Source organism: Cereibacter sphaeroides 2.4.1 (genome assembly GCF_000012905.2).
Taxonomy (GTDB): Bacteria; Pseudomonadota; Alphaproteobacteria; order Rhodobacterales; family Rhodobacteraceae; genus Cereibacter_A; species Cereibacter_A sphaeroides.
This window is the reverse complement of the sequence record NC_007488.2, coordinates 1-22,741: the sequence shown is the minus strand read 5'-3', so window position 1 is coordinate 22,741 and position 22,741 is coordinate 1. Positions and strand designations below refer to the sequence as shown.

Genomic DNA, 22,741 nt, shown 5'->3' with positions numbered 1-22,741 from the left:
GACAGCCGTGCAGTCCCGCAGCTATTCTCGAGGTGCTAGATCAAGAATGGGCCTCTCGGGATGTCATGTCCTGGGGGGCTTTTTCGTTCTGCCGGTCGTGCTCCTTTCTCTGTGGGTTGCGGGGCGTCGTTACTTCCCGTTCCGATCGCTTTGCCAGGAACGGTGAAGATCGGGCAGGTTCTGGAGCAACCACTCCTCGAACCCTTTCGCATGGCTTCGGCGCAGCCGCAGCACGACCGAGGCCGCACCGCGGCTCACGTCGCCCAAGGGGCGGCCGTCGTGGCCCGTGATCGGCTCGGTGCGCAGCGGGGCAGGGGGCTCGCGCCGCCTCTGGCCCGACAGATAGGAAAAGAGCGCCTCGAACCTCTGGTCCGACCCCTGTCCCTCGGCGGTGAGCGACATGGTGGAGATCAGCGTATCGAGATCGTCGTCGGTCTTCTCCATCAGCTCGGCCAAGGCCAGCCAGCGGTCGCGCCCGATGCCGGAGGCCGCGCCGATCGCCTCGATCAGGGCGACGGGCACCCGTTCGGAAACCGAAACCATACGCGAAATCAAGGTCTTGTCGACCGACAGGGCGTCGCAGATCGCCTTGCGGTCATAGCCCGCATCCGCCATCTGGCGGGCGAAATTCACCTTCTCGATGAAGGAGAGATCGCGCCGGGCGGTGTTTTCCTGACCCTGAGCCAGCACCGCCTCGCGGTCGTCGAGATCGCGCACCAGCGCCTTGACCGGCTGGCCGAGATCGCGCAGTGCCAGCACGCGGCGGCGGCCATAGACAATCTGAAAACGATTTTCATCGGTGGGATGCGGCCGCACCAGCACCGGAACCTGCTGGCCGTAGGTGGCGATGGAGCGGGCAAGCTCGGCATCCTCGGCCGCGTCGCTCTCGAGCCGGTCCTGCAGGCCGCCCGCGTCGATCAGGAACGGATCGACCTCGATCACCGCGCGCGCCTTCAGATCGGCGATGGAGCGCGAGACGGCGCCGATGGCCCCCTTGGTGGCCCGCGGACGCTCGGCGGCCGCCGGGGCAGGGGAGGGGGTGCCGGCCATCAGGCCCTGAAGGATGTTCTTGCGGCTCATGTGCGCCCCCAGGCGGTCTGGATCAGCCCCTCGATCTCCTTGTTCACCGCGTTCAGGCTCTCCATCGCGCGTTCGTAGGTCGAGCGGGTGAAATCGCTTTTCTCCACCTCGTAGAGCGTCTGCTTGGTCAGGCCCGCGTCCGAGATGCCGGTCGATTTCAGCACCGGATGGTTCAGCACATGGTCGCCGAACAGCGAGCGCATGAAGCTCACCATCTGGTTCTGCGGCCCGTCGCCCGGCTCGTAGCGGGTAACGAGATAACGCATCCAGTCGTAGCTCATGTCGCCGCCCGCGTCGGCGACCACGCCGAGCAGGTTGGAGGTCATGAGCAGGAACTGGCACATGGACATGACATCGAGCATCTGGGGGTGGACGGTGACGAGCACGGCCGTCGCCGCGGAGAGGGCGGACATGGTGAGGAACCCCAGCTGCGGCGGGCAGTCGATCACCACAAGGTCGTAGTCGGATTCGATCTCCGCCAAGGCATCCGAAATCCTGGTGAAGAAAAGGTTGCCGCCGCGCACGGAGAGGGCGCGGGGCGTGTCATGCTCGAATTCCATCAGTTCGAGATTTCCCGGCACGATGTCGAGCCCGGTGAAATATGTTTTCTGCACCACCGACGAGAGCGGCAGCGGATCTTCGTAGCGGATGGCATCGTAGAGGGTGCCGCCATCGAGCAGGTCGAATTCCGGCTGGAATCCGTGCAGTGCCGACAGCGAGGCCTGGGGATCGAGATCGATGGCCAGCACCCGGTAGCCGTCGAGCGCCAGTTTCTGCGCGAGGTGGGCGGCGGTCGTGGTCTTGCCCGAGCCGCCCTTGAAATTGATCACGGTGATGACCTGAAGATGGTCGCCCTCGCGCCGGCCCGGCAGGTAGGTGCCGGGCGCCTTGGCGCGCTTCTCGAGCAGCGTGCGCAGCTCCATGATGTCGTCGGAGCGGTAGAGGCGGCGTCCGCCGGGCCCCGTTTCGGGCTGCGGGCCGCGGCCCTCGAGGCTGAGCTTGCGCAGATAGGCATCCTTGACGCCGAGCAGGGCCGCCACCTCGCCCGAGGTGAAGCGCCGGAGCTCCTTGCGGGCGTTCGGGGGGAAGAGCTGCGCCCGGTGGGCCATCAGCCGCTCCGACAGGCGCGCCGCATGATCGCCCACAAGGCGGTCGATCCGTTCCTTCACTTGCATCCCGCTCTCCGCCGTTTGTTACGGCATTTTCTGTTATCTTCGCCTCTTGGCGTAAATGAATGCGCGAGATCCGGGATTCGGGCAAGGAGAATCTTCCGTATCTTGTGGTGCGGGGAAGGGGTGCCACAAGGCGGTGCGGGGGGTGGTGCCCGGGCGTCGGGCACCCCTGTCAGCTGCGGCGGAGCGTGAGGACGCCTGTGAGGAGGAGGCCCGCTCCGGCGAGGGTGAGGACGGGCAGGTTGAGCGGCGCGAGGTTCGAGACGACCACGCCGCCGAGCGCCCAGGCCACGGCGGTGCCGTAGGCGGGGGCGCGGGGTCCGCGGAGGATCACGGCGAGGGCACAGGCCAGCGCGAGGGCGAGGGCCGCAAGCGCTGCCGCCTCTGCGGACAGGAGGCCGTGTCCGGCCGCGACCAGCCCCAGCGCCACAGAGGCCGCGGCGGTGAGCCAGCCTGCATAGAGGGCCACGGGCGCGCGCTGCCACCAGGGATCGCGGGGACCGCTGCGGACAAGCGCGGCCACGGCGCCGGCGAGCATGGCCCAGATCATGGCGGTGGCGGCGACGGGGGCGGCATTGGCGACCGGGATCCAGGCCGCGCCGATGGCGAGGCTCGCCAGCAGCGGCGGCCGCATCCGCTGCCAGTCCGGGTCGCGGGCGCGCTTCCAGAGGCCGAAGCCCGCGCCGAGGATCAGCCAGAGATAGATCACGCCCCAGATTGCGAAGGCGTAGCCCGCGGGCTGCACCGGCGGATCGACCTGCGGGATCGGGAATTGGTCGGCGGTGAAGCCGTTGAAGCCCTGCGTGGTGAGCGGCGAGGCGGCGAAGGCCAGAGCGGCCAGAAGGGTGAGGAGGGGCAGGAGGCGGGTCATCGGTCTCTCGTCGTTGCTGACTGCCAAGCTAGCGGCGGCGGGGCAAAGGACCATGGGCGCAGTGCCGCAGGCGCGCATCCGGCAGCGGGGCTGCCCGACTGCGGAGCGGCGGGAGAGGGGGGCTCTGCGTTCCGGCCCGAAGGCGCCCGGAGGAGGGGTGGCATCGCCGACCTGCCATGGTCAGGGCAGCTTTTCCGGCCCCCGCGCGGATGAGGTGGAAGACGGCCTGCAGGAGGAGCGGGCCCGGGCCATCGGCCCGTTCACGCGTGGGATGCCCGGCAAGAAACGGATGAAAAACGCTTTTATTTCGGTGTTGCCGCGGGGACAGGCCTGCGGAGAAAGGCGCGGGCGGGGGGCCTGCGCTCTTGCGACGGGCGGGCGTCTATGTGCAACTGGGCCGGTTGCCCCACGGGGGCCCATCCAAAGCCGAAGTTACCGACATGACAACCGCGACCGTGACCCGTTCCGGAACCCACCTCGCCGTGCTGGTGGTTCTGGGGCTGACCCATCTGCTCAACGACCTGATGCAGTCGCTGATCCCCGCCGCCTATCCGATCCTGAAGGAGTCCGCCGGGCTCGACTTCGTGCAGATCGGCATGATCACCATGACCTTCCAGATCGCAGGCTCGCTTCTGCAGCCGGTGGTGGGAACGCTGACCGACCGCAGGCCCATGCCCTACTCGCCGGTGGTGGGGATGATGTTCACGCTCTCGGGGCTGGTGAGCCTCGCCTATGCCCAGAGCTACGGGACCATCCTCGTCTCGGTCGCGCTGATCGGGATCGGCTCGTCGATCTTCCACCCCGAGGCCACGCGCATGGCCCGCTATGCGGCGGGCGGGCGGCAGGGCCTCGCGCAGGGGATCTTTCAGGTGGGCGGGCAGGCGGGCGGCGCGCTCGGGCCGATCGCGGCCGCGCTCATCATCGTGCCGTGCGGCCAGCCGAGCCTCGCGGGCTTTGCCGTCATCGCCCTGCTGGCCATGCTGCTCCTGTCGTGGATCGGCAGCCGCCAGCGCGCGATCAGCGCGGAATTCGCCGCGCGCCGGGCCAAGGCGGGGCAGGGGGGCGCGGCACCGCGCCATGCGCCCGCCACCATCGCTGTGGGCCTCGTGGTGCTGACGCTGCTCATGTTCGCCAAGAACGCCTACGGCGAGAGCTTCCGGTCGTTCTACACCTTCTATCTGATGGAGCGGTTCGGCCTGTCGATCCCCTCGGCGCAGGTGATGCTGTTCCTGTTCCTCGTGGCAGCCGCGGTGGGCGTGCTGATCGGCGGCATCGTGGGCGACCGGATCGGCCGGCAGCGGGTGATCTGGATCTCGGTGCTGGGGCCGCTGCCGCTCACGCTGATGCTGCCCTATGCGGACCTGTTCTGGACGGGCGTGCTGACGGTGGCGATCAACCTCATCATGGCGAGCGCCTTCGCCTCGATCCTGATCTATGCGATGGACCTGCTGCCGAACCGGATCGGGCTGATCGGCGGGCTGTTCTACGGGCTGAACTTCGGTCTGGGCGGGATCGCGGCCGCGCTCCTCGGGGTGCTCGCGGAAAGCTACGGCGTCGAGACCGTCTACCGGATCTGCGCCTTCCTGCCGCTGATCGGGCTTCTGGCCTGGTTCCTGCCCCGTCTCGAGCCGCATCAGGGGGGCTGACCGCCCCCTCTTTCAGCCGTCCTCCGGCTCCCGCGGGTTGGGGCGCGGCCGCGGTGCTCTGCTCCTGTCGCCTGCGCGCGGGTCTCGATCATCGCCCCGTGGCCCGCGCGGGCGACCCCTGCGGGATCGTCCTTCCCCGCGTTGCCCACGCGGATGTCGCGCGGCGGCTGCCGCAACCTGCGCTGAGAACGGCCGGCAGAGGCGGCTTCGCCTTTCCTCTGCCGGGGGCACGGCTTAAGAGGAGGCCGTCGGGCGCGCCTGCGGGAACGGGACATGAGACAGAGAGCATGAAGCGGATCGCCGCCTGGCCGGCCTGGCTGCAATGGGCGGTTCTCGCCGTGGGGGGCCTCGCGGCGGGGCAGGGGCTGCAGGCTCTGGGCCTGCCGGCGGGGCTGATGGTGGGGCCGCTGATCCTCGGCGCGATCTTCGGCCTGCGGGGCGCGCAGGTGCGGATGCCGCGGCCCGCCTATCAGGCGGCGCAGGGCATCGCGGGCTGCCTGATCGCGCTGCACATCGATCCGGGCATCCTCGCCCGCGCGGTCGAGCTCGGGCCGGTTCTGGGCATCTTCGTCGTGCTGACCTTCCTTGCCGCCTGCGCCACCGGGCTCATCGCCGCGGCCTGGACCGGCATCGACCGCGAGGTGGCGATCTGGGGCTTCCTGCCCGGCATGGCCGGCACCGTCATCGCCATCTCGCACGAGCGCGGGCTCGACAGCCGGATGGTGGCCTTCATCCAGATCCTGCGGCTGATGATGGTGATCTCGTCGATGGTGGGGGTGGCGATGCTGCTGGCGGGGACGGGCGCCCATCCGCTGAGCGGGACCGCCGCGCCGGGTCTTCTCTCGACCCTGAGGGCCGGGGGGATCGCGGCCCTCGGCGTCGCCGCGGCGCGCTGGCTGCCCGCGCTTCCGGCGGGCGCCTCGCTGGTGCCGCTGACGCTCGCCGCGGGGCTGAGCGTGGCGGGGGTGAATATCGCCATGCCGGGCTGGCTGGTGGCGGCGGCCTTCCTGTGGCTCGGGCTGCAGATCGGGCTGCGCTTCACGCCCGAGCTGATGCGCACGGGCCTGCGCGCCCTGCCGGCGCTGGTGGCGGCGAGCCTTCTCCTCATCCTCTTCTGCGCGGGCTCGGGGCTGCTTCTGTCGTGGATCGCGGATGTGGATCCCTTAAGCGCGCTGCTCGCGACCGTGCCGGGCAGCATCGATTCCATCGCGATCATCGCCATCGGGGCCGAGGCGGACGTGGCCTTCGTGATGACGCTGCAGACGATCCGGCTCTTTGCCGTGGCGCTGCTGGGGCCGATGGCCGCGATGCTGTTCCTGCGGCTGCTGCGGCCGCGCCCTCCGGCGGACTAGGGCGGGGTCGTTTCCGGGGAGGCGCGGAGGCCTCAGCCGGGCGGGCAGTCGCCGGGATCTGCGAGGCCCGGGGGCAGGGGCGGCGCGGGCTCGGCGAGGAGGCGGTTCGGGCCGATTTCCACGAAGGCCGCGCCATGCGCGGGCGCATGGACATGGGCCATCGGCGTCCCGGGGCGGTCGGTCACCACCGTATTCTCCTCGATCCGGTTCGGTGCCGCCCAGTCGGGGTGCCAGGACCGGCCGGTCGCGTCGTCGATGCGGAAGGCGCTGGCCGTGCCGTCGCGGATCACGTTGCCGCGCACCTCGTTCGCCCAGCCGCCGTTGATGCCGATGCCGGTGACGTTGCCGATCAGCAGGTTGCCCGCGATGCGGTTGCCGCTCGCCCGCTCGTCGAGATAGATGGCCCAGCTGATCGGGCCGGGCCAGTCCGCCGGATCCTCGTGGCGCGGCGGCCAGAAGCTGCCGTCCGGGCGGTTCGTCAGCGCGTCGGTGCCGGTGACGAGATTGCCCTCGACGGCGATCCGCTGGCGGTCCATCTGCGCGCCCATCAGCTTGATCGCGCCGCCGTCGGCGGTCTGCCGGTTGCTGTCGCGCAGGATGTTGCCGTGGATGAGCCCGTCGTGGCTCGCGTCCTCGGCCCCCCAGAGCGAGCCCGCGCTGATGCCGAACTGCGCGGCGCCGGCGATCAGGTTGCCCTCGATGCGGAATCCGTCGCTGGCCTGCAGCCAGATGCCGGCGCTTTCGAAGAAGACCTCGCCCACGTCGCGGATGCGGTTGCCGGCGATCCTCACCCCGTCCGAGCGGCCGAACGAGCCCCAGCTGGTGCCGACATAGATGCCGTTGCCGGCCGCATGGGCGATGTCATTGCCCGAGAGGAGGACGTCGCGGCTTTCGGTGACATGGATCGCCACGCCCACATTCTCGAACCGGTTGCCGTCGATCCGGGCGCGGTCGGCGTGGGTGAGCCGGATCGCGCCGTAGCTGCGCATGTCGGTGCCGAACTTGCCCGTGCCGAGGATCGCCGCGTCGCGGAATTCGAGGCCCGTGACCTGCAGATCCTCTGCGCCCGAGATCTCGAGGAAGGTGGCGAGGGTGGCCGCGCCGAGCCTGTGGCGGGACGGATCCGCGACGGGAGGGCGGTAGAGGAGGCGCCCTGCGGCCGCGTCCTGCCACCATTCGCCCGGCGCATCGAGAAACTCGCGCCGGCCTTCGAGGAAATAGCGGCTGCCCTCGCCGGTGAAGAAATAGCCGGTGCCGCCGGTGCCGACGATCCGGGTGCCGGGATCGACCGACAGGACGGGGAGGATGTCGCTGCCCCACTGCATCCCCGGCACGAAGCCGCCGACGATGTGGACCGAGAGGCCCTCGGGACGGGCGAAGGCGGGCAGGTCGGCCGGGCGGATGCGGATCTGGTGGTTCGGCTCCATCTCGGGCAGGGGGCGGTCGGCGAAGAGCCAGCCGTCGCGGGGGGTGGCGTCGGGCGGCAGGTTCGGGAAGCGCGCGGGGATCTGGCGCGTCCCGTCGAGGAAAAGGCCGAGGGCGGCGCGGGCGGGATCGAAGTATGCCGACCAGAGGCCGCCCGGCTCCTCCTGCCAGTCTTCCAGCGCGGGGCCGCCGTGCAGCACCGGCCGCTCGCCCGGAACCGCCACGATGCGGAGGCCGCTGTCGCGCGCGTCGAAGGCGACCGGATCGAGGAGGCGGTAGTCGCCGCCGCGCAGCGCGAGGGTGGCGGGCCCGCCGCGCGCGCGGGCCGCGTCGCGTGCGGCCTCAAGGCTCGCCATCGGCCCGTCGCTGCCGTCGGGCAGGGGCGCGGCGCGGCGGCCGCTCCAGTCGTCGCGCCCGTCGGGGGCGAGATAGATCACCTCGCAGCCCTGCAGGGCTGCGGCGGTGTCGGGCGGGGCCGGGCAGTCCCCGGCGGTGGCCGCGCCGCAGAGGGCGCAGAGGAGCGGCAGGAGGGCGGCGCGCATCAGGCCCCCCGCGCCGTCAGAGCGTGGCCCGCCGCCGGGGCCGGAGCGCGGCGAGCAACCCGCGCTCGACGCCCCGGTGGAAGAGCGCGCCCGCGAGGATCGACAGGCCCACGAGGAAGACGAACAGGACCGCGGGAGGCAGGACCTCCTGCAGGCCCGTCCGGGCGAGCGGCACCGCTACCATGTTCATCACGGGCAGGTGGATCAGGTAGATGGCATAGGAGGCATCGCCCAGAAACACGCACCAGCCGGGCGCCCCCGTCTGTGCCCGGGCCAGCGCCGCGATCACCGCGGCGGCGGCGAGGCCATAGGCGAGGCAGCGGAGAGGCAGCGGCCAGGCGACGAGGAACTGCTCGCTCAGCCCGACCAGAAGGAAGCCCGCGCCGCCCGCCGTCAGGAGCGGCCAGACGAGGCTTTCGGGCAGGTGGCGGTGAAGGCGCGCGACCGCCACGCCCATCCCGAAGAGAATGTTGTAGGGCGAGAAGAGGGTGGCGAAGAGCGGCGTCTCGGACGCTGCGGGGATCTGGGAGAGCGTGCCCGCGAGCCAGAGCGCGCAGACGACGACGCCTATCTCGCGCCTGAGGATGAAGAGGACGAACAGGAGATAGAACAGGATCTCGTGTTTCAGCGTCCAGGCGACCGACAGGAGCGGCCTCTGCGGCGCGGGGATCAGCAGATAATCGCGCAGAAGCGCCGCGGGAGCCAGACGCGAGGGTGAGACGATTCCCTCGAGCGCGACATAGATCAGCACGAGCGCGCTCAGCACGATCCAGTAGGGCGGATAGATCCGCAGGAATCGCTTTTGCAGGAAGCGGCCTGCCCGTTCCGGCCGCCCTATATCGGCGGCATGGATATGGGCGATGATGAAGCCCGAAAGGACGAAGAAGAATTCGACGCCGGCATAGCCCATGCCGAAACCGCGCCAGAGGGTTTCGCCCTCGTAGAGCCGCATCGGCAGGACGAAATTGTTCGCGTGAAACAGCACGACGGCGACCGCTGCAATCATCCGGCAGGCCTGAAGCGCTTCCAGACGCTGCGAATGCCGCTGCCTGTGCCATTGGACCTCGCGAGAAGGAGGCATTGAACCAATCCCGATACTATGAACTGAACCGGACGGGCCGCAAAAGGCGCGATGACGCGGCCATTTTGCGCAGGCGCCCTGTCCGCGGCAGAGCCTAGCAGCGTGGGGATTGAAATCGAACCGGCAAAAGCCCGGCCTGCCCTCCGCAATTCGCCGAGCTTTCGGCTGAAAGGGGCGACATCGCTCGGTGAATGGGCGGCCAGGGCGGGCATTGGGCCGAAGCCCCTTCCCCCTGCCTCTGCTTTCGGAGGAAAGGGGCAGGCCGATGCTCCCCCCGGCTGAAGGGTATTTCTCTTTCTGATGTGAAGGGGCGCCGTCAGCCCTGCCGCAGCAGGTCCTCGACGGCGGTGCGGCCGGGATAGCTCGCGCGGCCGCCCGAGCCCCGGCATTTCAGCGCGGCAGTGGCGGCGGCGAAGCGGAGCGCGTCCTCGGGCGGCTGGCCCTCGGCCAGCGCGAGGGCGAAGGCGCCGTGGAAGACGTCGCCTGCGCCCACCGTCTCGACCGCCCGGACGGGGAAGGCGGGCAGCGAGGCGAGGCCGCCTCGGGCGTCGCGCCAGCGCAGGCCCGCCTCGCCCAGCGTCACCGCCACGAAGGGCGCGTCGGCCGCGGCGTGGCGGAGGCCCTCGTCGGGGTCGGAGGTGCCGTAGATCTCGGCCAGCCCCGGCTCGGAGAAGATCGCATGCGAGGCCGCCTGCACCGCCTCGCGGCTGCGGGGGTCGGCGCCCGCATCGGCATCGAGCACCGCCGGCAGGCCCGCCGCGCGCGCGGCGGTGAGGGCGGCCACCGCCCCGTCGATCCAGCGGTTGTCGGCCAGGACCGCATCGAGCCCGCCCACCGCCGCGAGCGGCAGCCACGAGGCATCGGGGTCGAGCCCGTCCGAGCGGTAGAGTACGATGGCGCGCCGCCCCTCGGCATCCGAGAGGACGAGCGAGTGGGACGAGACCGCCCCCTCCACCACGCGCGCCTCGGCGGTGGCCACGCCCTCGGCCGCGAGCCCCGCCAGCACGCCCGCGCCGATGGCATCGTCGCCCACGCGGCCCCACCAGCGGGCCTGCCCGCCCAGACGGGCGATCGCCACCGCGGCATTGCCCGCCATCCCGCCGCCGAACTCGCGGTAGGAGGAGGCGCGGGACTTGCCGTCGGTGCCGGGCAGCGCCGCGACCTCGTAGACCCGATCCAGCACCGCCCCGCCGACGCAGGCCACCCGAACGTTCATCGCGCTCTCCTTCCGCCGCGGGCCGTCAGCCGACCGCCCGGTCCACCGTCTCGCACAGCCGCTTCAGCCGGTCCACCGCGGTGGTGCGCAGCGCCTCGGCCATGTCGGGGGCGCCGATGGTCTCTTTCCAGACCGCGCGTCCGGCGAGGAAGCCCTGCGCGCCCTCGCGGCAGGCCCATTCCACCGCGGTCGGGAACCGGTCCGGCGCCACGCCCGAGGAGAGCACCACCCACGGCGAGGCGATGGCTTCCGTGAGTTCGGCGCAGCGGCGGCGCACCTCGGCCTCGTCGCCCGCGGCATGGAGCGGCACTTCGGCCTTGTAGATGTCCTGGCCGCGGTTGCCGAGCTCGCGCGCGGCGGCGAGGATGCCGTCGTGCAGATCGTGCGGCCGCCCGTCGAGCGGCTTGCGCGACACGGGCTCGATCAGCGAGATGAGCCCGGCGCGGCGGCAGCGGGCCACGAATTCGTCGACCAGCGCGATCCGCTTTTCGGGGTTGCCGTCCGGGCGCCAGACCACGAGCAGCTTCAGCGCCTGCGCGCCCTGCGCCTTCACCGCCTCGGGCACCACCAGATCGTCGAGCCCCGCATCGGCCACGATCTCGTCGGCGCTGGCGTGGAATTCGTCGGCGGCGGCGATGAGGCCGCAGCCCTGCGCCACGACGCCCGCCTCGAGCGCGGGCTGCCAGCCGAAGGGCCGGTCGATCAGCACCGCCGAGGCGTGGGGCGTCAGGTGGCGCAGCGCCTCGAGCTTGAAATCGACGAGCTGGCGGTCGCTGACCGGCTCGGCCTGAGTGTCGGCGAACATGGCGCGCATCGACTCGCGCTGGTCGATGGCGAGCATGGCGAAGGCGCCCGAGGGACGCTGGAGGGCCGAGAGATCCGGGGTGGAGGCCATGGGAGAAATCCTTTCGAGGGGAAGGGGGGTCAGGACAGGCGGTCGGCCACGGCGCGCGCGACATCGGTCGTGCAGGCCCGGCCGCCCTGATCGGGTGTGCGGAGGCGGCCCTCGGCGGTGACGGCCGAGAGCGCGGCGAGAAGCGACCGGCCGGCCGCCTCCTCGCCCAGATGGTCGAGCATGAGGGCCGCGGACCAGAGCGTGGCCACCGGGTTCGCGATGCCGCGCCCCGCGATGTCGGGGGCCGAGCCGTGGACCGGCTCGAACATCGAGGGCTGGCTGCGGTCGGGGTTGATGTTGGCCGAGGGCGCGAAGCCGAGGCCGCCCTGAATGGCCGCGCCGAGGTCGGTCAGGATGTCGCCGAAAAGGTTCGAGGCCACCACCACGTCGAGCGTCTCGGGCGCCATCACCATCCGCGCCGCGATGGCGTCGATATGGTAGCGGGAGACGGTCACGTCGGGATAATCGGCCGCGACCTCTTCCGTCACCTCGTCCCAGAAGACCATGGAATATTTCTGCGCGTTCGACTTGGTGACCGAGGCGAGCCGCCCCGAGCGCCGCCGCGCCTGTTCGAAACCGAAGCGCAGGATGCGCTCGACGCCGCGGCGGGTGAAGATCGAGGTCTCGACCGCCACCTCGGCCGGGGTGCCGACATGGATCCGCCCGCCCGCGCCGGAATATTCGCCCTCGGTGTTCTCGCGGATGCAGAGGATGTCGAAGGCCTCGGACTTCAGCGGCCCGGTGGCGCCGGGCAAAAGCCTGTGCGGGCGCATGTTGGCGAACTGGTCGAAGGATTTGCGGATCGGCAGCAGAAGCCCGTGCAGCGAGACCGCATCCGGCACGCGCGCGGGCCAGCCCACGGCGCCGAGAAGGATCGCCGCATGGGGGCGGAGCTGGTCGATCCCGTCCTCGGGCATCATGCGGCCGGTGGCGAGGTAGCGGTCGCAGGACCAGTCGAAGCGGGTCATGTCGAGCGCGAAGCCGTGGAGGCGCGCCACCTTCTCCAGCACCTCGAGGCTCGCGTCGATCACCTCGGGGCCGATCCCGTCGCCGGGGATGAGGGCTACGGCGTGGCGGCGGGTCATCGGCCGAGCCCTCCCATCGCGGTATATTTCAGCGTCAGGTAATCCTGCATCCCGTGGTGCGAGCCTTCGGAGCCGAAGCCCGACTCCTTCACCCCGCCGAAGGGGGCGACCTCGGTGGTGACCAGCCCCTCGTTCACGCCGACGATGCCGTAATCGAGCGCCTCGGAGACGCGGAAGGCGCGGCCGAGATCGCTTGTGTAGAAGTAGCAGGCGAGGCCGTACTCGGTGGCGTTGGCGCGCCGGATCGCTTCCTCCTCGGTCTCGAAGCGGAAGACCGGGGCCACGGGGCCGAAGATCTCCTCGCGGGCGAAGGTCATGGCGTCGGTCGCGTCGGCGATGACGGTGGGCTCGTAGAAGCCCGCGCCGGCCGTGTGCCGCCGCCCGCCGGTGACGATGCGCCCGCCTTTGGCGGTGGCGTCGGCCACCATCTCCTCGGTCTTGGCCACCGCGGCCGCGTCGATCAGCGGGCCGATCTCGGATCCGTCCTGTGCGCCCGGGCCCACCTTCAGCGCGGCGGTGGCCGCGGCCAGCCGCTTCACGAACTCATCGTGGATGCCGGCCTGCGCGTAGAAGCGGTTGGTGCAGACGCAGGTCTGGCCCGCGTTGCGGAACTTGGCCGCGATGGCGCCCTCGACGGCGCGGTCGAGATCGGCATCGTCGAAGACGAGGAACGGCGCGTTGCCGCCGAGCTCCATCGACATCTTCTTCACCGTGCCCGCGGCCTGCGCGAGCAGCACCTTGCCCACGGGGGTGGAGCCGGTGAAGGTGATCTTGCGCACCGATGGGTTGGCGGTGAGCTCGCCCCCGATGGCGCGGGCCGAGCCCGTGACGATGTTCAGCACGCCCGCGGGCAGGCCCGCCATCTCGCCCAGCACCCCCCAGGCCAGGCCCGAGAAGGGCGTCTGGCTGGCGGGCTTGGCCACGACGGTGCAGCCCGCGGCCAGCGCGGGGCCGATCTTGCGGGCGAGCATCGAGGAGGGGAAGTTCCAGGGCGTGATCGCCGCCACCACGCCCACCGGCTGCCGGGTGACGAGGAGCCGCCGGTCGGGCCAGGGCGAGGGGATCACCTCGCCATAGACGCGGCGGGCCTCTTCGGCGAACCACTGGATGTAGGCTGCGCTCATGCCGACCTCGCCGCGGGCTTCGGCCAGGGGCTTGCCCTGTTCCTCGGTCAGAAGCTCGGCCAGCGCCTCGCGGTGATCGAGGATCGCCTGAGCGAGCCTCCGCAGATGGGTCGCGCGCTCGGCCGCGGTAAGGGCGCGCCACGGCCCGAAGGCCGCTTCGGCGGCGGCCACCGCGCGCGCCGTCTCGGCCGCGCCCGCATCGGGGACGGTGCCGATCACGGCGCCGGTGGCCGGGTTCGTCACCTCGATCCGGCCGCCCGCGTCGGCCTGGATCCAGTCGCCGCCGACGAGGATCTTCTCGCGTCTGAAATCGGTCATGGTCTTTCCTTCAGGGGCATGGCTCCGCCGGCCGCGGAAGAGGGTCCGCGGGGGGGCGCACGGCCGGGGTGGGGTGGGTCAGCCGTTCGGCTTGATGCAGATCTTGAGGCCCTCGCCGCGGTGGGCGGCGTCGAAGGCCTCGGCGATATTCTCCAGCGGGAAGCGGTGGGTGACGATGTCCTTCAGCCGGAGCCGGGGCAGGATCTCCATCACGCGGTGGTGGGTATAGGGGTTGCGGATCGAGCCCACGACCGTGATCTCGCGCGCGAAGATCCGGTTCGGCTCGATGGCGGCCATGGTGCCGGGGGCGGCCACGCCGAAGAAGAGGACGCGCCCGCCGTGGCAGACGAGCTCCACCGCCTGCGCGGCCGTCTCGGCGCGGCCCGCGGCCTCGATCACCACGTCGGCGCCGAGCCCGTCGGTCAGGGCGCCGATGCGGGCGGCCAGATCCTCGTTCAGCGGGTCGACCACGTCCGGGTAGCCGAAGGCGCGGATCTGCTCGCGCCGGGCGGCGTTCGGCTCGGAGATGACGATGCGCGCGGCCCCGCGCAGCTCGGCCAGCCGGGCGAGGATCAGGCCCGCCGCGCCGCCGCCGAGGATCACGACGAGATCGCCGAGCTCGACCCCCACGCGGTCGATCCCGTGCATGCAGCAGCCGGTGATCTCGCCCAGAGCCGCCTCTTCGGGGCCGATGCCTTCCGGCACCTGATAGACGGTGTCCATCCGCACGGTGGCATATTGCTCGAACCCGCCGTTGAGGTTGATCCCCCAAGCCAGACGGTCGAGGCAGAGATGCGGCTTGCCGAGCCGGCAGGGCTTGCAGCAGCCGCAATAGACATGCGGCTCGACCGAGACGAGATCGCCCGGCCTGCAGTTCTGCACCCGCTCGCCCACGCGCTCGACGTAGCCCGCGAATTCATGGCCCAGCACCACCGGGGGCTTCGCCCAGAACTTGCCCTCGAGGATATGCTGATCGGTGCCGCAGATCGTGGCGGAATCGATGCGGATCAGCACCTCGTCGGGGCCGGGTTCCTGAATCGGAAGGTCGGTCAGCCGGAGCGTCGGGCTGCCGTCGAAAATCGCTGCCTTCATGGGTCTACCTCTGTCGTCCGGCGCGGATCAGATCCGCAGTCCCTGCGCGTCGAAGGCCATCGTCGCGCCGGGGGTGAAGGAAAGCCGCAGGCGGTCGCCCTCGGCGGGGATGATCTCGCCGGGCAGGCGCACCATGAGCTGCGCCTCGTCGAGCCGGACCGCGACCAGCGTGTCGGCGCCGAGCGGTTCGACCACATCGACCAGTGTCTCGACGCCCGGGCCGTGCGGGTCGGCCAGCTGCACATGTTCGGGGCGGATGCCGATCTCGCCCTGCACCGCGCCCGTGCCGGGGGTGACGCGGCGCACGGCCACCCGGTCGCCGGTCACGAGCGTGGCCACGTCGCCCTCGATCCGGGCGGGGGCGAAGTTCATCCCCGGCGAGCCGATGAAGCCCGCGACGAACCGGGTGCGCGGCTCGCGATAGAGCTCCTGCGGGGTGCCGATCTGCTCGACCGCGCCGCCCTTCAGCACCACGATCCGGTCGGCCATGGTCATGGCCTCGACCTGATCGTGGGTCACATAGATCATCGTGGCGCCGAGGCGGGCATGAAGCCGCTTGATCTCGGTGCGGACCTCGACGCGGAGCTTGGCATCGAGGTTCGAGAGCGGCTCGTCGAACAGGAACACGTCGGGCTCGCGCACGATGGCGCGGCCCATGGCCACGCGCTGGCGCTGGCCGCCCGAAAGCGCGCGGGGCTTGCGGTCGAGCAGGTGGCCGATCTGGAGGATCTCGGCCGCCGCCGCCACCCGCCGCTCGATCTCGGCCTTGGGCGTCTTCCGCATCTTGAGGCCGAAGGACATGTTGTCCCGGATCGTCATGTGCGGATAGAGCGCGTAATCCTGAAACACCATGGCGATGTTGCGGTCGCGCGCGGGCACGCCGTTCACGACGCGCGCGCCGATGGCCACCTCGCCGCCCTGAAAGGATTCGAGCCCGGCGATCATGCGCAGGAGGGTGGACTTGCCGCAGCCGGAGGGGCCGACGAAGACCATGAACTCGCCGTCGTGGATGTCGAAGGACAGATCCTCGATCACGGTCAGGTCGGAGTAGCTCTTTTTGACGTTGCGGACGTGGACGGTGCTCATATCAGGAAACCTTGCGTGGGGGGCGGGGCCGGTCAGCCCTTGACGGCGCCGAAGGAGAGGCCCGAGACGAGCCAGCGCTGCACGGTGAAGGTCAGGACCAGCGGCGGAAGCGCGATGACGGTGGCCGCGGCCATGAGCGCGCCCCAGTTGGTCGTGCCCTCGCCGATGAAGTTGAAGGAGGCGACGATGGCGGTCTTGGTGTCGAAGCCCGAGAGCGCCAGAGCGAACAGGAAGTAGTTCCAGGAGAAGACGAAGCTCATGATCGTCGCCACCACGATGCCGGGATAGATCATCGGCAGCACGAGGCGGATCAGGATCGTGCCGCTGCGGCAGCCGTCGATCTGGCCGCTTTCCACGATCTCGCGCGGGGTGGCGTCGAGATAGGGCAGCAGGATCCAGAGCGCGAGCGGCATGGTGATGACCGCATGGGCGAGGATGAGCGCGGTGTAGCCGCCCGCCATGCCGAGCTTCGAGAACATGATGAACCAGGGCAGCAGGAACAGCGTGCCGGGCGCCATCCGGGCGAAGAGGCTGACCGTCGCGGGCCAGACCATCCGGTGCCACGAGATCGCGAAGGCCGCAGGGATCGCGATGACGAGCCCGAGGAGGGTCGAGGCGCCGGCCACCACGAAGGAATTGAAGGTGTTGTGCAGGAAGTCCGTCCGCCCGAACAGCTCGGCATAGTTGCCGGCCGTGGGGGTGAAGAGGAGCTTCGGCGGATAGGCGGTCACCTCCTGCGGGCTCTTCAGGCTCGAGAGCGCCATCCAGAGGATCGGCGACATGAACAGCAGCGCGCCGATCGTGAAGACGGGGGTGGACCAGCGGGAGCGGGGCGTGTCGGACATTACCAGGACACCTTCTTGCGCAGGCTGGCGAAGAAGACCACCGAGCCGAGGACGATGAGGGCGAGCACGATCATCACCGACGAGGCGTAGCCCACATCCATGAAGTCGAAGCCCAGCTTGTAGGCCTGGATGTTGAGGGTCGTGGTCGCGTTGCCGGGCCCCCCTTGCGTGGTGATGTAGATGATGTCGAAGAAGCGCAGCAGATCGACCGAGCGCAGCACGGCGGCGGTCAGGAGCGTCGGCCCGAGGAGCGGCAGCGTGACGTGCCAGAAGAGGCTCCAGCCTCTGGCGCCGTCGATCTCGGCCGCCTCGTAGACCCGGGCGGGCAGGGCCTGCAGGCCGCCCAGCACGATCAGGGCCACGAAGGGCGTCCATTGCCAGGTGTCGATCAGCGCCACCACCAGCAGCGACCAGCGCGGCGAGGCGAGCCAGAGGAAATGCGGCAGGCCCAGGCTCTCGAGGATCCAGTTGGCGGCGCCGAGGCCCGGATCGAGCACGACGATGGCGATCATGCCCACCACGACGGGGGGCAGCATGAAGGGCGACAGGATCGCCGTCCGCACCAGCCCGCGCACCACATTGTAGCGGTTGAGCGCCAGCGCGAGCGCGGTGCCCAGCACCAGCTGCAGCACGAGCGCCACCACGAAGAGCACGAGCGTCACGCGCAGCGCGCTCCAGAAGGCGGGGTCGGCCACGAGGCGGCTGTAATGGCCGAGGCCCAGGGCCGGCAGCGTGCCGTTGCCGCCGAGGCTCAGATAGATGGCGAAGCCCAAGGGGAAGATGACCATGGCCAGCGTCATGACGACGGCGGGCAGGATCATCCAGCGGGCCGACATGGCCTGCTGGCCGGGGGACCGGGGGGGGCATGGGGCTCTCCTGGCTGAAACGGGAGGGGAGGGCTGCGGCCGGCACGGGCCTGCGGCAGAGAAGGGACCCGGACCCGAAGGTCCGGGGGCTGCGGGCCCGAAGGCCCGCCGCGATCAGTTCTGCAGGGCCTGGACCTCGTCGGTCACGGCGCAGGCGGCGGTTTCGGCGTCGGTCTGGCCCAGCACGATCTGCTGCACCACGTTCGACAGGATCTCGCGCGCCTCGGGCGTCCGGGTCAGCGAGGGGGTCTGGTAGAGCGAGGAGCCGGTCTGCGAGATCTCGAGCAGCGCCTCGAGCCATTCGCCGCGCGGGCGGCTTTCGCTGGCCCAGTTGCGGAAGCCTTCGCCGTTGAAGACCGAGACGCGCGAGGGGGCGATGCCCTGCGTGGCGAGCGCCTCCTGGTTCTCGGCGCCGGTGGCCCACTGGACGAAATACCAGGCGGCTTCCTTGTTCTCGGAGAGGCCCGAGACGGCGAGGCTCCAGTTGATGACCACGGGTTTCGAGGTGCCGGACTCGCGCCCGCCGGGCAGCACATCCACGCCGATGTCCTCGGCCCGGCCCTCATGCTTCATCAGGGTCGAGAATTCGTTCGAGGATTCGTTGGTCATGGCGACGCGGCCCTGACCCAGCAGGTCCATCACCTGCGTGAAGGTGTGGTTGGTGGCGCCCGGCGGGCCGTAGTCGCGCAGCATCGAGCCGTAGAGGTCGAGGCCCTTGATCGTGCCCGGCAGGCAGAGCGAGGCCTTGCCGTCCGCATCCATGAAGTCGCCGCCCATGTTGTAGACGAAGGCGCCGAGCGGGTAGCCCACGGTGCCGCGCAGGCCGCGGGCGGCCCAGGGCGTGATCGCGCTGTCGCAGGCGCGGATCTTCTCGGCCGCGGCGGGCAGATCCTCGAGATATTCGGGCTTCTCGACGTTGCATTTCTCGAAGATGTCGCGGCGCCAGTAGAAGAGCGGGCCCTCGACGTTGATCGGCACGCTGGTGATGGTCTCGCCCACCACGCCGCTCTGGCGCAGGGCCGCGCTGAAATCGTCGTAATCGTAGGCCGGATCGGTCGCCTCGCCCTTCAGGAGCGGCGCGAGATCGGCATACCAGCCGTTCGAGGCGAAGAGCGGCGCCTCGCGCGAGGGCAGGGTCATGAAGACGTCGAGCTCGCTCGAGCCGCCCTGAAGAAGCGTGGTCAGGCGGGTGCGGTACTGCTCTTCGCTGAAGGTCTCGGCGCGCACCCTGATGCCGGTGGCCTCGGTGAAGGCCTCGATCCGGTCGCGCATCAGCTGCGTCCAGGCGAGGTTGTTCAGCATGACGTTGATCGTCTCGCCCTCGTGCTTGCGCCAGTCGAACTCCTGCGCTGCGGCCGGCACGGCAACGAGCGCCACGGCGGCGCCGATGATGAACTGTCTCATGTTCCCTCCCTGAGGACCCGGTCCTGACCGGGCCGATGGCCGGCCCGCTCCACGGGCCGCTGGATCCGGTCGCGCCTCCTCGCGCTACGGGGACCGGATGGGCCGATATGATCGTTGTTGTGAATTATTGTCAATATGAGTCAGATATTTTCTTCGGTTCTGGACTATTCTGGTCATTCACGGCCATCTGCCGCCGCGTCCTGCGAGCTCAGGTTGGGATTGGCGGGGTGATGCACCTTCACCCCGGTGCGGGCGAGCAGGTCGGCGGCGCGGCCTTCGGGGGCGCGGTCGGTCACGAAATGGTTCACCGCCGAGAGGGGGGCGGCGCGCACGATTCCCTTGGCGCCGAACTTCGATCCGTCGGCCACCAGCACCGTGCGGCGTGCGTTCGAGATCATGGCGAGGAGGGGCGGCACGAGGCTCTGGTCATATTCCAGAAGGGCGCCGTCGGGCGAGATCCCGCAGGTGCCGATCACCGCGAAGTCGAGCGAATAGCGCTCGATCATGCGCACCGCCTCTTCGCCGATCATCGATCCGCTGGCGGGCCGCATGGTGCCGCCCAGGACGCAGACGTCGAAACCCGTCTTGTCATAAAGGGTTACGGCGGCATGGAGGTTGTTCGTGACGATCGTCAGCCCCTCGCAGGCGCGGAGCTCCTGCGCGGCAAGCGCGAGGGTGGAGCCGCCGGCGATGAAGAGCGTGGCGCCGTCGGGGATGAAGCGGGCGAGCAGCTGGCCCGCCGCCACCTTCTCGCGCACATGGCTCGCGCTCCGCACCTCGTAGGTGGCGCTGCGGGCATGGTCGGCGAGCCGCGCCCCACCGTGATAGCGCACCACCCGCCCGTCCTCGCCGAGCTGGTTGAGGTCGCGCCGGATGGTCTGGAGCGACGCGTCGCAGGCCGCGGCCATGGCCTCGATGGTGACATGCTCCTGCTGGCGCAGGAGCCCGAGGATGACGGCGTGCCGTTCAAGACTCCGCATCATGGGCAGACATCCGATCATTTGGTTTCGTTTCTGGAAGAACTTTCGTCGATCTGAGCGCGGCTTTCAAGGACGCAGGTCCTGCGAAGGACGATCCGCTGCCTTGGGCAAGATGTCTCGCGGGGCGGCGGTGCGGCTCGGGGGCGCCGGTGGGCCTTCTCCTCGCGGGAGGAGCGGGCGGCGAACAGGTCAGCTTGGCACTGGCAGGAACGTGGCCGGGTCGACGGTTGGCCTTCTCCTCAAGGCTCAAGGGAGGAGAGGGCGGCACATCGGGCAGCTTGGCTTTGGCTGAAAACGTGACCGGAGTGCCGGTGGGCCTCCTCATCACGAGAGGAGGGGACGCGGCAGATCGGGCGGCTGGATCATGACGGGCGCGCGCCGAGCCGGTGCGGGGCATCCGGGCTTGGGAGAGACACCGACGTGCGTGGCGGCGGTGCTCGTATCGGGGACTCCCGATCCGCTGGAAGAGGCTGCGCGTGGGAGGGAGGCCCCTGACGGGACCTTCGGCCGCATGGGGGAGGTATTCCCGAATGCCGGGATCCTTGCGAAGGATCAGGTGAGACGGATCAGGCCTTGCGCTGGAGCCGGCCGTCCAGTTCGGCACCGGCCTCGATGGCGATGCGCTCGTGCAGGACATGGGCCTGAACGACGGCGCTCGGCCCGAGCCTCACCTGCCGCGCCGAGACCGAGCCGGAGATGCGGCCCAGAACGGCGAGATCGTGGGCGGTGACCGAGCCCTCGATGCGGCCCGCCTCCGCGACCACCACTTCGGGCGCCTCCACGCCGCCCACGACGGTTCCCTGCACGTCGACCGGCCCGGCCGAGGACATCTCGCCCTCGACGACGAGATCGGGCGCCACCACGCTGCGGCGCATGTCGGGCGCCGCAGGCGCGGGCCAGGAGGCGGTTTGGCCGTTCGGAGTCTTCATGCCGGATCTGCTTCTTCTGCCGTTGCTGCGCTTGGCCGCGACTGGACCAGATGCGGGCGGCGAGGGCAATCCGCCTTCGCGCCATCGGCGAAGAAGCGCGGACGGCCGCCGCGTTCGGGGCGGGAGCGGGGCCGCCGGCCGGACCCGAAGGCACGGGCTCCGACTGTTGTCACCAAGTTAAAGTGTCGCCTGGCGTGCAAAGTAGAAATGTCGTCCCGGTGTCGCAGGGCTGAGCCGGCCCCGGCCCGCTCTCGTCAGGAAGGGCCGTAGGGACGGGGCCGGCGGGGGCGGAACGCTCCGGGTCCGCACGGTCATTCCGCCGCGATGTCGGGAGGCTTCGCCGTCCCGTCCGCCCGCTGCCTGGCGCGGCGGGCCAGTTTCGAATTCCAGCCGTCGTTCCGCCGACCCGTCGGCTCGTAGACTGTGCGCTGCCGGCCGACGCGGCTCACGCGCGGGGGTTGGCTTTCCTGCAGGCTCCTCGCCAGCGCCAGGACGTCGCTGAGCCGCTTGTTCGCGGTGATGGCCGCGTGGGTGACATGCTGCTGCTCGGGATCGAAGCTGCGGTAGGGGAGCGAGATGCCTTTCCATCGAGCTTCAAAACGTCCGTCCGGGAAGGCGTAGGTGTCGACGTATTTCCCCACGATGCCGCGCGTGAGGTCGCTTTCCTCCAGCAGGATCCGCCGGTGCTCGTAGGTGAAGGTGAGCTGGTTCCCGACGTAGCGCTGGTCGCGCCAGCACAGGATGTCGGCCAGCCGGTCCGGGGGCAGGTTCAGCGGCCGGTGCCGGTCGTCCGGCCGGGCAGGCACCCTGGCGAACTGCGCGTTGTGCCGCTCGATGAAGCCGGGCAGGAAGGCGTTCCCGGCCTCCATGTCGCTGATGCCTGCAAGCCGCATCTCCTTGACCAGCCGGTCCTGCAAGGTGCGGTTCGCCCGCTCGACCCGGCCCTTGGCCTGCGAGGAGTTGGCGCAGAGGATCTCGATGTTCAACTCGGCCAGCGCCCGGCCGAACTGCGTCATGCCATGGCCGGTCCGCGCGTCCTGCCTCGCCACGCGGAAGACCGAATGCTTGTCGGAGTAGAAACCCTTGCCCTGCCGTCCCGCGTCCAGTAGCAATCCAGCGCCGCGAATTAGCGCGAAAGGTGCTCTCGGAGGGCACGAAGCGCATCTCCATCAGCCGGCTCGTCGCGTCGTCGATGAAGACGAGCAGCGTGCAGGCTGGTGCGCGATCCTCGAACCAATGATGATCGGACCCGTCTATCTGAACCAGTTCGCCCAGGTGCTCGCGCCGCAGCCGCGGCTGGTGAAACCTCCGGCGCTGAGGACGCGACAGCCAGAGCCCATCCTCGACCATCCACTTCCGCAGCGTCTCCCGCGACACATGCAGGCCGTCGCGCTCGGCCAGCTTCTCGGCCGCGAGCGTGGGGCCGAAATCGACGTAGGTCTCCCGCACGAGGGCCAGCGCAAGGTCCCGCAATCCCGGCGAGAGGCGGTGGTTCGACGGTCGCCCGCGCAACCCGTGCCGCGTTGCCGCCGCGCCGTCCTCGCGCAACCGTCGCAGCAGACGCTGCACCTGACGCGGGCCGATCGCCAGCAGAACCGAGGCTTCCGTCGTCGTCATCCTCCGATCGAGCACCTTCGACAGGATCTCGATGCGGTTCAGTTCGCGCTCGCTCATCAGCACCCATCCCATGCCGCCGATCCTCCATTGTCCCGACAGGAAGAGGCGACAGTTC

The 22,741-nt window shown here is 70.1% G+C and carries 18 protein-coding genes and 1 pseudogene; 2 read left to right on the top strand and 17 right to left on the bottom strand.

Annotation, left to right across the window (positions count from 1 at the left end):
• Positions 1 to 129 precede the first annotated feature (129 nt).
• The 3 genes from repB to RSP_RS19895 all read right to left on the bottom strand — a co-directional run bounded on the left by repB (position 130) and on the right by RSP_RS19895 (position 3,123).
• The gene (gene repB / locus RSP_RS19905; RefSeq protein ID WP_011331264.1) at positions 130 to 1,080 is read right to left on the bottom strand and encodes a plasmid partitioning protein RepB; all 951 of its coding nucleotides are present in this window, start codon (positions 1,078 to 1,080) and stop codon (positions 130 to 132) included.
• On the bottom strand, positions 1,077 to 2,255 hold the full coding sequence (gene repA / locus RSP_RS19900) for a plasmid partitioning protein RepA (protein WP_011331263.1): 1,179 nt from the start codon (positions 2,253 to 2,255) through the stop codon (positions 1,077 to 1,079). Before repA ends, repB begins: the two co-directional genes overlap by 4 nt.
• Positions 2,256 to 2,424: 169 nt before the next feature.
• The gene (locus RSP_RS19895; protein ID WP_017140459.1) at positions 2,425 to 3,123 is read right to left on the bottom strand and encodes a seryl-tRNA synthetase; all 699 of its coding nucleotides are present in this window, start codon (positions 3,121 to 3,123) and stop codon (positions 2,425 to 2,427) included.
• 440 nt (positions 3,124 to 3,563) lie between these two features.
• Between RSP_RS19895 and RSP_RS19890 the strand changes: the two genes are divergently transcribed.
• Both RSP_RS19890 and RSP_RS19885 read left to right on the top strand, forming a co-directional pair.
• Positions 3,564 to 4,769, top strand: a complete 1,206-nt coding sequence (locus tag RSP_RS19890) for an MFS transporter (RefSeq protein WP_011331261.1) — start codon at positions 3,564 to 3,566, stop codon at positions 4,767 to 4,769.
• A gap of 287 nt (positions 4,770 to 5,056) precedes the next feature.
• Entirely contained in the window at positions 5,057 to 6,121 is a 1,065-nt protein-coding gene (locus tag RSP_RS19885) for an AbrB family transcriptional regulator (RefSeq protein WP_011331260.1), read from the top strand.
• A 32-nt stretch (positions 6,122 to 6,153) separates the two neighbouring features.
• Here the strand turns inward: RSP_RS19885 and RSP_RS19880 are convergent, their stop codons facing one another.
• The 14 genes and pseudogenes from RSP_RS19880 to RSP_RS19815 form a co-directional block, all read right to left on the bottom strand.
• Entirely contained in the window at positions 6,154 to 8,088 is a 1,935-nt protein-coding gene (locus tag RSP_RS19880) for a right-handed parallel beta-helix repeat-containing protein (protein WP_011331259.1), read from the bottom strand.
• A 16-nt stretch (positions 8,089 to 8,104) separates the two neighbouring features.
• Positions 8,105 to 9,169: an acyltransferase family protein gene (locus RSP_RS19875; protein ID WP_011331258.1), complete on the bottom strand. Its 1,065-nt coding sequence runs from the start codon at positions 9,167 to 9,169 to the stop codon at positions 8,105 to 8,107.
• A 316-nt stretch (positions 9,170 to 9,485) separates the two neighbouring features.
• Complete coding sequence (locus RSP_RS19870; protein WP_011331257.1) at positions 9,486 to 10,385, bottom strand: sugar kinase; 900 nt, start codon at positions 10,383 to 10,385, stop codon at positions 9,486 to 9,488.
• Positions 10,386 to 10,410: 25 nt separating this feature from the next.
• Complete coding sequence (locus tag RSP_RS19865) at positions 10,411 to 11,280, bottom strand: aldolase (RefSeq protein ID WP_002724996.1); 870 nt, start codon at positions 11,278 to 11,280, stop codon at positions 10,411 to 10,413.
• A 29-nt stretch (positions 11,281 to 11,309) separates the two neighbouring features.
• A complete protein-coding gene (locus RSP_RS19860) occupies positions 11,310 to 12,365 on the bottom strand; it encodes a tartrate dehydrogenase (protein WP_011331256.1) in 1,056 nt (351 codons plus the stop codon).
• Positions 12,362 to 13,807 carry an NAD-dependent succinate-semialdehyde dehydrogenase gene (locus RSP_RS19855; protein ID WP_011331255.1) on the bottom strand — a complete coding sequence of 482 codons (1,446 nt, stop codon included), beginning with the start codon at positions 13,805 to 13,807 and terminating at the stop codon, positions 12,362 to 12,364. Before RSP_RS19855 ends, RSP_RS19860 begins: the two co-directional genes overlap by 4 nt.
• A 78-nt stretch (positions 13,808 to 13,885) precedes the next feature.
• Positions 13,886 to 14,899 (bottom strand): zinc-dependent alcohol dehydrogenase family protein, encoded by a 1,014-nt coding sequence (locus tag RSP_RS19850; RefSeq protein ID WP_011331254.1) that lies wholly within the window; start codon positions 14,897 to 14,899, stop codon positions 13,886 to 13,888.
• A gap of 27 nt (positions 14,900 to 14,926) precedes the next feature.
• The gene (locus RSP_RS19845) at positions 14,927 to 15,985 is read right to left on the bottom strand and encodes an ABC transporter ATP-binding protein (protein WP_011331253.1); all 1,059 of its coding nucleotides are present in this window, start codon (positions 15,983 to 15,985) and stop codon (positions 14,927 to 14,929) included.
• A 32-nt stretch (positions 15,986 to 16,017) separates the two neighbouring features.
• A complete protein-coding gene (locus RSP_RS19840) occupies positions 16,018 to 16,830 on the bottom strand; it encodes a carbohydrate ABC transporter permease (protein WP_009565824.1) in 813 nt (270 codons plus the stop codon).
• Positions 16,830 to 17,666 carry a carbohydrate ABC transporter permease gene (locus tag RSP_RS19835; RefSeq protein WP_009565823.1) on the bottom strand — a complete coding sequence of 279 codons (837 nt, stop codon included), beginning with the start codon at positions 17,664 to 17,666 and terminating at the stop codon, positions 16,830 to 16,832. Before RSP_RS19835 ends, RSP_RS19840 begins: the two co-directional genes overlap by 1 nt.
• A gap of 144 nt (positions 17,667 to 17,810) precedes the next feature.
• On the bottom strand, positions 17,811 to 19,100 hold the full coding sequence (locus RSP_RS19830; RefSeq protein WP_011331252.1) for an ABC transporter substrate-binding protein: 1,290 nt from the start codon (positions 19,098 to 19,100) through the stop codon (positions 17,811 to 17,813).
• A 173-nt stretch (positions 19,101 to 19,273) separates the two neighbouring features.
• Positions 19,274 to 20,083: a DeoR/GlpR family DNA-binding transcription regulator gene (locus RSP_RS19825; RefSeq protein WP_023003416.1), complete on the bottom strand. Its 810-nt coding sequence runs from the start codon at positions 20,081 to 20,083 to the stop codon at positions 19,274 to 19,276.
• 563 nt (positions 20,084 to 20,646) lie between these two features.
• On the bottom strand, positions 20,647 to 21,009 hold the full coding sequence (locus RSP_RS19820; protein ID WP_002725005.1) for a bactofilin family protein: 363 nt from the start codon (positions 21,007 to 21,009) through the stop codon (positions 20,647 to 20,649).
• Positions 21,010 to 21,320: 311 nt separating this feature from the next.
• A pseudogene (locus tag RSP_RS19815) lies at positions 21,321 to 22,698 on the bottom strand (ISNCY family transposase).
• Between the last annotated feature and the right edge of the window lie 43 nt (positions 22,699 to 22,741).